Consider the following 9,787-nt stretch of genomic DNA (forward strand, 5'->3'; position numbering starts at 1 on the left):
GGCGCAAGCAAGGGGGCCTAGCGCAAGCAAGGGGGCCTTCACGTACTTGCCGCGGGCGCGGCGGCGGGAGCGGGAGCAGCAGCGGCGTCCGGCGGGTCGCGGGAGCCGACCGCGTCAGCGGGAGCGGGAGCGTCGTCGGCGGCGTCAGCAGCAGCGTCAGCGGCGCCCGGCGGTCAGCGTGTCGAAGTCCGGGAAGTCCCCGGCCAGCGTGGCGCCGGTGAAGTTGCCGACCCAGCCGCCGTCGTCGTGGAAGAACCGGATCGACACGTAGTCGGGCCGCGTCCCCATGTCGAACCAGTGCGTTGTGTTGGCAGGCACGCTCAGCAGGTCGCCCGCTTCGCACAGCACGGCGTACACCCGGCCGCCGACGTGCAGGTAGAACACGCCGGAACCACGTGCGAAGAAGCGGTCTTCGTCATCGTCGTGTGTGTGCTCGGCGAGGAACTTCTGCCGCGCTTCGGCGGCCTGAGCGGCCCAGCCAGGTTCGAAGGACGGCGTCATGCGGACGGCGTCGACGAAGGTGTAGCCCTCGGCGGCCGAGACCTTGCCGATCGGCTCCTCGTAGGCGGCCAGCACCTGCTCAGGGGTCACTTCTCGCGGTAGATCCGCGACGAGTTCCCACCGTTCGAACCGCACGCCGAGCCTGCCGAGTTCCGCGGTGATCACGGCCGGGTCCTCGGTCCTGAGCGCGATCTCGCCGGGCCGGTCGTCCGGCCACACCGTCAGCAGGGTCATCGCACTCCCCTTTCGTCAGCCATGGCTCGAAGTCCTTTTTCCCGCTGAGAGCCCGTCAACGACAGTCTTGTCTCCACAGTGAACCGGAGCAACCACTCCAGGCATTCCAGGCGATGGCGCGCGTGTCGAAGGTCATCTCCCCACACGTAGATCCCGTGCCGCGCGACGATCACCGCCGGGGTGTCCGCCCGGAACCCGGCCTCGAACGCGTCGCCGAGGACGCGCATGTCCTGGCCGTTGGCGATCACCGGGACGGTCACCAGATCGTCGTGCGCGGCCCGGCCGAAGCCCTTGAGCATCTCCAGGTCCCGCAGTTCGACGCCGTCCGGCCAGTGCTCGGCGGCCACCACCGGCGCGAGCGCGTGCACGTGGATCACGGCGCCCGCGCCCGACACCGCCGCGATGCGGGCATGCAGCCCGGCCTCGGCCGACGGCACCTTGTCCGGGTACGGCTGGTCGGCCACGGCCAGCCCGTCCTCACCGACCACCACGACGTCATCGCTGGTCAGCTCGCCTTTGTCGCGTCCGCTGACGGTGACGGCGACCCGCAGCGGGTCGCGGCCGAGCACCACCGACAGGTTGCCCGACGTGCCCCGCATCCAGCCCAGCCCGGCGAAGCGGGCGGACTCCTCGGCGAGTGCGCGTCCGGCGAGTTCCAGTGTCGTCATCGAGGCACGACCTTCACCTCGTCGAACGTCCGGATCGCCCGATGTGTCCCGAAATCAGCGTCGGCGAACGGTTCACCGTCGCGGGCGAGCCCGACGGTCTGCCAGCCGTCGGCGGCGGCGCTGTCGAGTTCGGCGGGGACGTCCGAGAAGAACACGACGTCGCCCGGCTCGGCCTCCAGCGCGGAAGCAATCGCGCGATACGAAGGCGCCTCGCGTTTCGGGCCCGCGTTGACGGTGTCGAAATGCCGTTCGAACAGGCCGGTGACGTCGCCGTCGGTGGTCCGCGAGAACGACGCGACCTGCCCGGCGACCGAGCCGGAGGAGAACACCGCCAGCCGCAGACCGGACTCGTGCCAGGACCGCAGCGCCGGAGCGACGTCGCCGAAGAACTCCGTCGTGAGGTCGCCCTCGGCGTACCCGCGCTGCCAGATGAGCCCCTGCAACGTCTTCAAGGGAGCGATCTTCTGGTCCGCGTCCATCCAGCCGTGCAGGACCCCGACGACGTCCACGGTGGACGCCTCCGCCGGGAGCCCGCCCAGTTCCTTGATCCGCGCGACGGCGGCGGCGACCTCGGGGTCGTCCGCGTGCTCGTCGATCCACGGGCCGAGGCGCGGGCGCGCGTAGTCGTAGAGAGTCACGTGCACGTAACTGGTGGCGGTCAGCGTGCCCTCGATGTCGAGGACCACCCACCGGGCGGTCAGCGTTGCGGTCACTGGTTCGCTTCCCCTTCTGCGTAGTACTCGCGGAGCCGCACTGGTTCGAAGGCCCCGCGATCGGTCACCACCGCGGTCACGAACCGCGGTGGTGTCACGTCGAAGGCCGGATAGTGGCCCCGGACGCGTTCGCCCGCGACGCGGTGCCCGAGCGCGCTCAGCACCTCGTCGCCGTCGCGGTATTCGATCGGCACGTCGGTCCCGGTCGGCGCTGCCTGGTCGGGTGCCTGGACCATCGCGTAGAACGGCACACCGAACGCCTCCGCCGCGACAGCGAGCCCCAGCGTCCCGATCTTGTTGACGACGTGGCCGTCCATGGTGACCCGGTCGGCCGCGGTCACCAGCGCGCCGACCTCGCCTGAGGACAGCACCGCGGCCCCCATGCCGTCGGTGATCAGCCGGGTGTCGGCGCCCATTTCGGCGAGCGTCTCCGCGGTCAGCCGCGCGCCTTGCAGATACGGCCGGGTTTCCGTGCAGAAGAAGGAGAACTCCTTGCCGTGGCGCCGCGCGGCCAGCACCAGGTCGACCAGGTACAGATCCGCCCAGCAGTGGGTCAGCACGGTCGCCTTGTCCGGGACCAGTTCCGCCGTGTACTCCCCCAGCGCGCGGCTGCGCGACCGGTACAACTCGTCACCCGCTCGCGCGCCCGCCGTCGCGAGCTCGACGAGATCGCCTGCCGAGTTGTCCACTTCGGACAGTACGGCGGCGACGGCTTTGCGCAGATGGTTGTTCGTCTTACGGGTCGCGACGATCCGTTCCCCCACTCGCCCCAGGTACGCACGGGCGTCGGACGGCGAGAGCCCGGACGCCTCGCGCGCACCGAGCACCATCGCGCCCAGCGCGGCGAAATACGGCCCGGACGACTGCGTGACCATGTCCTCGATGGCCACCGCGACCTCTTCCGCGGTCCGGCACAGCACCCATTCCCGCGAGAACGGGAAGACGCGGCGGTCGAGGATGTGCACGCCTTCGCCGTCGAGGCGGACGCTTTCGGCGAGGATCGGCAGCGTCATCAGCTGTACCCCGAAAGGCACGGCGGGATCCCGTTGAGGAAGTGGTCGCCGACCTCACGTGCCTTGTAGGACACGGGATCGTGCAAGGTCAGCGTGCGGGCGTTGCGCCAGAACCGGTCAAAGCCGTACTTCGTCGCCGTCGCCCGCGCGCCGGTGAACTCGAAGACCTTGCTCGTGGTCTCGATCGCGGCCCGGCTCGCGACGACCTTGGCCGCCGAGATGGCGATCGCCGCCTCGGCGCGCTCGGCCGGGGTGAGGTCGAAGCCGCGCTCGTCCGCATCACCGAGGGCGGAAACCGCCGCGTCGACGGCGAATCCGGCCGCCCGCGCCGTCGCGACCAGCTCGCCGTACCCGGCAAGGATGTAGGGATCCTGCGTCGCTTTGTCTACATCGGACAGTGTCCAGGCACGGGCGGTTTCCCGCGTGTACACCGCGGCGGCGTCGAGCGCGCCGACCGCGAGACCGACGTAGACCTGCGCGAGCATGAGCTGGAACCCGATCGCCGCCAGCGAGATCCGGGGTACCTTCGGATCCGCCTGATCCTCCGGCTGGGCACCGAGGACATCGGCGGACTCGACGCGGACGGCGTCGAACCGGACCGCGCCGCTCGCGGTGAGCCGCTGGCCGATGTTGTCCCATTCTCCGGGGAAGGTGATTCCGTCGGCCCGCGCGTCGACGACGAAGGTCAGCTTCTCGCCGTTGTCGGTCCTCGTCGCGCTGACCACCAGACGGTCGGCGACGGCCGCGCCGGTGGCGAAGGTCTTCGTGCCCTCGACGGTGAACCCGCCGTCGGCGGGGGTCAGCAGCAGGGCCGCGTCGAGCGGGTTGCTGACGCCCGCCCAGAACCAACCCGGTTCACTCGGCGCGCGCAGCCCGAACAGTCCGGTGCGCCAGAGCTGCAGGTAGTGATAGCCGAGCAGGTGCCCGACGGAGGCGTCCGCGGCGGAGACTATCCGGGTGGCCTGGTTGGCGGCCGTCCAGCCCGCGGTGTCGAGCAAGGGCAACAGGCCGGACTCGCGCAGCAGGCCGATCTCGGCGAGCGGGAGCCGTCCGGCGAGGTCACGCCCCGCCGCGTCCGCCCGCAAGGTTTCGGCGAGTTCGTGGGCCGTTTTCCGCCACACCTCGGTCATTTCGCTCCCTCCAGCTCGACCAGCGCGTCGAGCGCCACCCGGGTCCCCCGTGCCACCCCGGCGGCCACGACGTCGCGGTGCGGGTCGTAGGCCGACGGGTCGGGATGCTCGGCCCGCGCGTCGCCGTCGATCACGAGCACACCACCGGCCCGCAGACCGCGCAATGCCGCGAACACCAGCAGTGTGGAGAGTTCCATCTCAATGGCGATCACCCGTGCGGCCAGGTAGTCGGCCATCGGCAGGGTGAGCACCAGCGGGCTGAACGCGGCCCGCGTCCACACCACCCCGCGGTGCGCCTCACCGGCGGCACGGCTCAGCGCGACGACGGCCTCCGGAGTGGCGAAGGCCGGGTACTCCGGGTGGATCAACTGCTGGGTGACGCCGTCGTCGCGGACGGCCGCCTCGGCGATGACGAGGTCGCCGTCGGTGACCCCGTCGCGCAGCGAACCCGCCGTGCCGAGCCGGATGAAGGTACGGATCCCGGCCTCGGCCAGCTCGCCGAACTGGCACAGCGCGCCGGGGCCGCCGACGCCGTGCGAGGACACGACGACCGGGACGCCTTTCCAGGTGCCGGTGTAGCTGCGGTATTCGCGGTTCTGCCCGACGAGGACGGAGTCCCGCAGCGACTCGGCCACCGCGGTCGCCCGGTCCGGGTCGCCGACGACCAGCGCACGCGGCGGCAGGCCGGTCCGGGGAATCTTGGTGATGGGCAGGACGTCGCTCACGCGGGCTGTCCCTTCTTGCGTTTGACGTTGGACAGGAACAAAGCCACCAGCGTGACGACATAGGGCGCGGCGTCGGTGGCCTGCTGCGGCAGCCCGATGCCCTGCAACCGGAAGCCGAACGCCTCGGCGAGGCCGAACAGCAGCGCCGCCAGCAGCACCCCGAGCGGATGGGCACGCCCGAGCATCACCGCGACGACGGCGATCCAGCCGCGGCCGGCGGTCAGGTTCTCGGCGAACAACGTCACCGAGCCCAGTGCCAGCTGGGCGCCGCCGAGACCGCAGAGCGCTCCCCCGGCGAGGATCACTCCATAGCGGTACTTCGTCACGTTGACGCCGAGGCTTGACGCGGCCTCGGGACGTTCGCCGACGCCACGCAGCCGCAGCCCCCACGGATGCCGGTAGAGCAGCACCGCGAGCGCGGGCACGGCCAGCCAGGATAGATAGACCAGCAAAGACTGCCCTGGCAGCGGCCCGAACTGCCCGAGGCCTCGCAGGGCCGGATCGCTGAACGACCCTTCGGTGCCGAAGACCGTGCGGATCAGGAAACTCGTCAGCCCGACGGCGAGCAGGTTGCTCGCGACGCCGAGGACGATCGGATCGCCGTCGAAGGTGATCGACCCGATCGCGAGGATCAGCGAGTACGCCGTCGCCGCGATCACCGCCACGACAACGCCGATCCAGGCGCTCCCGGTGTACCAGCTACCCGCCACGGCACCGAAGCACCCGACCAGGAGCGAGCCTTCGAGTGAGATGTTGAAGACCCCGGCCCGCCGGCACAACGCGCCCGCGAGCGCGGCGAACAGGATGGGTGTCAGCGCGGTGAGCGCCGAGGAGAACAAGCTCGCGTCGATCATGCGCGCCTCGCCTTCCGCCGGAAGACCCCCGAGGTGGCGGCCAGGAAGATGATCAGCACGGCCTGCAGGACAGCGGTCAGTTCGCGTGGGACCTGGGTGGCGCGTTCCATCGCGAACCCGCCGCTGGTCAGCGCCGCGAAGAACACCGCCGCGAGCAGTGTCCCCAGCGGGCTCGCCCCGGCGAGCAGCGCCGCGAGCAGGCCGATCCAGGTGTACTGCGGTGTGATCAGGGCGCCGTCGATGAACCGGTACGGGAAGCCGAGGACGGCGATCGCGCCGACCAGTCCGGCGGTCCCGCCCGACGCGGCCAGCAGCCGCACCGTGAGTTTCGGCCGGTCGATCCCGGCGTAGACGGCGAACCTGGGCGCCCAGCCGGTCACCTTGGTCTCGAATCCGGCCGGGGTGCGGGCGTCGATCACCGCGTAGACCGCGATCACCGCCAGCACCAGGAAGATCCCGGTCGTCACGCCACCCAGTTCGGGCAGCCGCGTGCCTTCGGGCAGCTGCGGGCTCTGCGGCAGGCTGGAACCGGCGTCCTTGAGCGGGAATCGCACGAGGTAGCCGGCCAGCGACATCGCCGGATAGCTCAGCAGCAAGGTGCTGACCAGCAACGGGACACCGAAGCGGTTCTCGCAAACCGCGGCCAGCGCGGCGTACGCGGCCCCGGCGAGAACACCCGCGAGCAGGGCGAGAACCACTTTGACCGGCCCCGGCCCGGGAACGTACAGCCCGACGGCGAGCGCACTGATCGCGCCGAGCACCAGCTGCCCTTCGCCGCCGAGATTGACCATGCCCGCACGCAACGGGATGGCGAGTGCGAGTGCCATCCCCGCGACCGGGACGGCGTAGGCGAGGGTGTCGCCGATGCCGTCGGGGCCGAACGCGCCCGAGACGATCGCGCCGTAGGCGGCCAGCGGGTCGGTTCCGGTCGCCAGCAACAAGATCGCGCCGAGTACGAGGGCGGCAGCGACCGGGATGGCGAGGACACGGAGGCGCTTCATCCGGCACCACCGGCCATCGCCAGGCCGACGTTGTGCTGATCGGCTTCGGCCTTGGTGAACTCCGCGACGATCCGGCCTTCGAACAGCACCAGTACGCGGTCCGAGAGGGCGAGGATCTCGCTGAGCTCGGCGGAGATCAGCAGGACGGCGTGCCCGGCGTCGCGATGGGCGACGAGCCGGGCGTGGATGTTCTCGATCGCGCCGACGTCGACACCGCGGGTCGGCTGCTCGACCAGCAGGAACGGCGCGTCGTGGGTGAGTTCGCGGCCGAAGATCGCCTTCTGCTGGTTGCCGCCGGACAGCGTCCCCATCGCGGCGGCGGGGCCGGACGCACGGACGTCGTAGGCGTCGATGATCGCCGACGCGTGGTCGTCGATCGCCTTGCGGCGCAGGAAACCCTTGCGTACCAGAGGCTTCCGCCGATGGAAACCGACGGCCAGATTCTCCCGCAGGCTCGCCACCGGCGCCGAGCCGACCTCGGCGCGGTCTTCCGGGACGTGCGCGAGACCGGCGTCCCGCCGGGCGCGGACAGACAGGCCGGCGAGGCTCTGTCCTTTGAGGACAACTTCGCCGTCGGTCTTCAGGAGGCCGCTGAGCGCGCCGGACAACTCGCCCTGTCCATTGCCCGCGACCCCGGCGACGCCGACGATCTCTCCGGCGCGGACGGTTAAGGAAACGTTGCCCAGCAAGGGTTTCCCTTCCGGTCCGGGAACGGTCAAGGAGCGGGCTTCGAGGACGGCGTCGCCAGGAGTCCCGGCCGGGTGGACGCGGTCGAGATCGACTTCTCGGCCGGTCATCGCCGCGGCGAGCCCGGCCGCGGTCTGATCCGCGGTGCGCCCGCGGGCGCTGACGCGGCCGTCACGCAGCACGGTGACGTGGTCGCTGACGGCGAGGACCTCCTGGAGTTTGTGCGACACCAGCAGAATCGTGCGGCCTTCGGCGGCGAGCGTGCGCAGGACGCCGAACAGCCGGTCGGTTTCGGGTGGGGTGAGCACGGCGGTCGGTTCGTCGAGGATCAGGACGTCGGCCTCGCGATACAGGAGTTTGAGGATCTCGACGCGCTGCCGGAGCCCGACCGGCAGGTCGCGGACCCGGTCGCCCGGCCGCAACCGCAGTTCGTGCCGTTCGATCAGCTCGGTGACGCGCGCGGTCGCCGCCTTGCGGTCCAGCAGGCCGCGGCGGGTCGGCTCGCTGCCGAACACGACGTTCTCGGTGACGGTGAGTTCGCCGAACAACGCGAACCCCTGCTGCACCATGCCGACACCGGCGTCGATGGCCTGCGCCGGGGATCCGAACGAGACTTCCTCGCCGTGCAAGGAGATCGTGCCCTCGTCGGGCCGGTGCAGGCCGTAGAGCACGGACATGAGCGTGGACTTGCCCGCGCCGTTCTCACCCATCAGGGCGTGGATCTCCCCCGCGCCGACGTCGAGGTCCACCTGGTCGTTGGCGAGCACTCCGGGGAACCGCTTGACGATCCCCCGGAGTGAGACGGCTTCAGGATTTGGCGGGGTCATCGACGACGATCGCGCCCGAGATGATCTGGTCCCGCAGTTCGCCGACCTTCGCCAGCACGTCGGGGTGGCTCGCGACAACGCACTGCGATGTCGAGGCGTCCGGCTCGAGCCCGGTCAGGGAGATGCCCTTCTCCTTGACGCCATAGGACTTCGTCTCGCCGGCCTTGCCGCCGAGAATGGCGTCGACGCCGTCGCCGATGACGACGTTGGTGCGCTTGATGACGTTGTCCACGACCTGCCCCGGACTGGCCGGGCACTGGTTGGCGTCGACCCCGAACGCGAAGAACCCGCCCTGCTTGGCCGCCTCGAAGACGCCGAGGTTGCCCGCGGCCGAGGCCGCGCCCATGACGTGGTCGACGCCCTGGCCTGCGAGCGTGGTGGCCAGCGCCTTCGCCCGCGCCGGGTCGTTGAACGGGTTCGCTCCGCCGATGAAGAGCGGGGAGAGCGTGGTGCCGGGCTTGGCTTTCTCCGCACCCTGCCCGAACGGGATCGAGTAGCGGTGGAACTGGGGCGCGTCGAGGACAACGACCGCGCCGACCTTGCCGCTCTTGCTCAGCAGCCCGGCTTCGGCACCCGCGAGATAGGAGCCCTCGTGCTCGCGGAACACCGCGCAGGTGACGTTCGGGAACGGTTTCGTGGTGCACGAGTCGACGAACAGGAACTTCTGCTCGGGGTTGCGCTCGGCCTCGGCCGCGATCGCGTCGGCGAAGTTGAAGCCGACGGCGACGATCACGGCCGGCTTCTCGCGCACCGCGGCGGCGAGGTTCTGCTGGATCGACGCCGGATCGGTGCTCTGGAACACCTTCCGCGTCCCGCCGTGCTTCTTGGCCGAGTCCTCGATGCCCTGGACGGCGAGCTTGAGGAAGTCGTTGACCCCGACCGGGCTCGGCGTGATCAAGACCAGCGCGGGCCCGGCCGCGTTCCGGGCGGCTGGGTCCTTGGCGGCCGGGTCCTTGGCCGAGGCGTTGCACGCGGCGAGGAGCGCGACGGCGGAAACGGCCATGACGGCCCGCAAGAGGGTTCTCGGCGACATGTCCCGGACCTTATGTCGATCGTCCACGATCTGACACTATTTCCCGGAGAGTGAGAAACCGGTGGTCAACTCCCCGGGGAGCCTTCTTTACGCGCGTTCGTGTAGGTCGTTATACGGCGGGCGGGGTCGTGAGTGATTTGGGTCGTTCTGGCCAAAGGGTGTTTTAGGTACCTACGGCGGGTGAGCCGGGTAGTGGCCGGTCCTTGAAGGACTGTTTGAGGGACCCAGAGTCCCTCAACGTTCCCCTCACCCGTCCCGAAAGGCCATCACGAGCCCTCACGGCACCACCAGTCACCACGGTGGCGCGTGAAGGACCCCTTCCCTCGGCTCAGCCGAGGAAACTCGACCTTCACACCTTCCCCAAGTACGTGATGGCCCCCTAGCGCAAGGAAGGGGGCCAT

Annotated in this window: 10 protein-coding genes; all 10 read right to left on the reverse strand. The window is 70.3% G+C overall.

The window, feature by feature from the left end; translation table 11 throughout:
- Positions 1–156: 156 nt before the first annotated feature.
- Genes AB0M65_RS38055 through AB0M65_RS38100 form a run of 10 tightly spaced genes read right to left on the reverse strand, consistent with a single transcriptional unit; the run spans position 157 to position 9,413 of the window.
- Entirely contained in the window at positions 157–735 is a 579-nt protein-coding gene (locus AB0M65_RS38055) for a cupin (protein ID WP_364039479.1), read from the reverse strand.
- On the reverse strand, positions 732–1,403 hold the full coding sequence (mtnB, locus tag AB0M65_RS38060) for a methylthioribulose 1-phosphate dehydratase (protein WP_364039482.1): 672 nt from the start codon (positions 1,401–1,403) through the stop codon (positions 732–734). The genes AB0M65_RS38055 and mtnB overlap by 4 nt, the downstream gene beginning before the upstream one ends.
- A complete protein-coding gene (mtnC, locus tag AB0M65_RS38065) occupies positions 1,400–2,116 on the reverse strand; it encodes an acireductone synthase (protein WP_364039485.1) in 717 nt (238 codons plus the stop codon). The genes mtnB and mtnC overlap by 4 nt, the downstream gene beginning before the upstream one ends.
- Positions 2,113–3,129 (reverse strand): methylthioribose-1-phosphate isomerase, encoded by a 1,017-nt coding sequence (locus AB0M65_RS38070; RefSeq protein WP_364039509.1) that lies wholly within the window; start codon positions 3,127–3,129, stop codon positions 2,113–2,115. The genes mtnC and AB0M65_RS38070 overlap by 4 nt, the downstream gene beginning before the upstream one ends.
- The gene (locus AB0M65_RS38075; protein WP_364039488.1) at positions 3,129–4,259 is read right to left on the reverse strand and encodes an acyl-CoA dehydrogenase family protein; all 1,131 of its coding nucleotides are present in this window, start codon (positions 4,257–4,259) and stop codon (positions 3,129–3,131) included. The genes AB0M65_RS38070 and AB0M65_RS38075 overlap by 1 nt, the downstream gene beginning before the upstream one ends.
- Positions 4,256–4,984 (reverse strand): nucleoside phosphorylase, encoded by a 729-nt coding sequence (locus AB0M65_RS38080; RefSeq protein WP_364039491.1) that lies wholly within the window; start codon positions 4,982–4,984, stop codon positions 4,256–4,258. The genes AB0M65_RS38075 and AB0M65_RS38080 overlap by 4 nt, the downstream gene beginning before the upstream one ends.
- Positions 4,981–5,838 carry an ABC transporter permease gene (locus tag AB0M65_RS38085; RefSeq protein WP_364039494.1) on the reverse strand — a complete coding sequence of 286 codons (858 nt, stop codon included), beginning with the start codon at positions 5,836–5,838 and terminating at the stop codon, positions 4,981–4,983. Before AB0M65_RS38085 ends, AB0M65_RS38080 begins: the two co-directional genes overlap by 4 nt.
- Entirely contained in the window at positions 5,835–6,839 is a 1,005-nt protein-coding gene (locus AB0M65_RS38090) for an ABC transporter permease (RefSeq protein ID WP_364039497.1), read from the reverse strand. The genes AB0M65_RS38085 and AB0M65_RS38090 overlap by 4 nt, the downstream gene beginning before the upstream one ends.
- Positions 6,836–8,353: an ABC transporter ATP-binding protein gene (locus tag AB0M65_RS38095; protein WP_364039503.1), complete on the reverse strand. Its 1,518-nt coding sequence runs from the start codon at positions 8,351–8,353 to the stop codon at positions 6,836–6,838. Before AB0M65_RS38095 ends, AB0M65_RS38090 begins: the two co-directional genes overlap by 4 nt.
- Positions 8,334–9,413, reverse strand: a complete 1,080-nt coding sequence (locus tag AB0M65_RS38100) for a BMP family ABC transporter substrate-binding protein (protein ID WP_364039506.1) — start codon at positions 9,411–9,413, stop codon at positions 8,334–8,336. The genes AB0M65_RS38095 and AB0M65_RS38100 overlap by 20 nt, the downstream gene beginning before the upstream one ends.
- Positions 9,414–9,787 lie beyond the last annotated feature (374 nt).

The organism is Amycolatopsis sp. NPDC051071 (genome assembly GCF_040682875.1).
Lineage (GTDB): Bacteria > Actinomycetota > Actinomycetes > Mycobacteriales > Pseudonocardiaceae > Amycolatopsis.

What these genes read in the sequence shown, in the direction of transcription:
- AB0M65_RS38055 (WP_364039479.1), bottom strand. Translation starts at nt 735, where the DNA reads ATGACCCTGCTGACGGTGTGGCCGGACGACCGGCCCGGCGAGATCGCG.
- mtnB (WP_364039482.1), bottom strand. Translation starts at nt 1,403, where the DNA reads ATGACGACACTGGAACTCGCCGGACGCGCACTCGCCGAGGAGTCCGCC.
- AB0M65_RS38070 (WP_364039509.1), bottom strand. Translation starts at nt 3,129, where the DNA reads ATGACGCTGCCGATCCTCGCCGAAAGCGTCCGCCTCGACGGCGAAGGC.
- AB0M65_RS38075 (WP_364039488.1), bottom strand. Translation starts at nt 4,259, where the DNA reads ATGACCGAGGTGTGGCGGAAAACGGCCCACGAACTCGCCGAAACCTTG.
- AB0M65_RS38085 (WP_364039494.1), bottom strand. Translation starts at nt 5,838, where the DNA reads ATGATCGACGCGAGCTTGTTCTCCTCGGCGCTCACCGCGCTGACACCC.
- AB0M65_RS38090 (WP_364039497.1), bottom strand. Translation starts at nt 6,839, where the DNA reads ATGAAGCGCCTCCGTGTCCTCGCCATCCCGGTCGCTGCCGCCCTCGTA.
- AB0M65_RS38095 (WP_364039503.1), bottom strand. Translation starts at nt 8,353, where the DNA reads ATGACCCCGCCAAATCCTGAAGCCGTCTCACTCCGGGGGATCGTCAAG.